Below are 635 nucleotides of genomic sequence, written 5' to 3'. Positions count from 1 at the left end.
GCTCGTGTATATGGGAACGCAATAATTTGTGGTCCTGCTCTCATTTATAACAATGCTAAAGTTTATGGTGATGTCATTATATCATGCTCCAATTTCACGTATGAGGATGATGTTAATTATGGAAATGTTGAGATTTTTGGAGATGCAAAAGTTTATGATAGTGCTCGCATTTATGACGCAGTCAAGATTTTTAGAAATGCCGAAATTCGTGGATTAGCTAATATTCGCGGAAACACGAGAATTCCTCAAGACATAAAAATTTAACCACACAAACAATTTTTAAACACAAGCGTGATTCACGCCACGGGGGAATTGCGCGCAATGTAGGAAATCAAGATGACAAATTCTACTTTTTTAAAAGAAATGGCAGAAAAATATGGATTTTCTGCTGAAGAATTTCGAACCACAATCATAAAAACTTGTATTGGAGATAAAAATGCTAATGTCATCACTGATGCAGAATTTGCCGTTTTTCTTTTTGTTGCCAATACTTATGGACTTAACCCTTTAACAAAAGAAATCTATGCATTCCCTAAAAAAGGCGGCGGCATCATACCCGTTGTTTCTATCGACGGTTGGATAAAGATCATCAAATCAAATCCTGACTTTGATGGCATGACCTTTCAAGATCAACT

The 635-nt window shown here is 35.9% G+C and carries 1 protein-coding gene and 1 pseudogene; both read left to right on the top strand.

Annotated elements, in window-relative coordinates; genetic code table 11:
- Positions 1-264, top strand: a pseudogene (locus ACFIK6_RS10200) (hypothetical protein); the annotation flags it as partial.
- A gap of 72 nt (positions 265-336) precedes the next feature.
- Positions 337-635, top strand: a 299-nt coding sequence (locus tag ACFIK6_RS10195; RefSeq protein WP_375642780.1) for a recombinase RecT, incomplete at its 3' end; no start/stop codon positions are given.

The organism is Bartonella sp. AS69XJJH (genome assembly GCF_042195585.1).
In the GTDB taxonomy this organism is placed as follows: Bacteria; Pseudomonadota; Alphaproteobacteria; order Rhizobiales; family Rhizobiaceae; genus Bartonella.
This window is presented reverse-complemented; position numbering and strand designations above follow the sequence as displayed.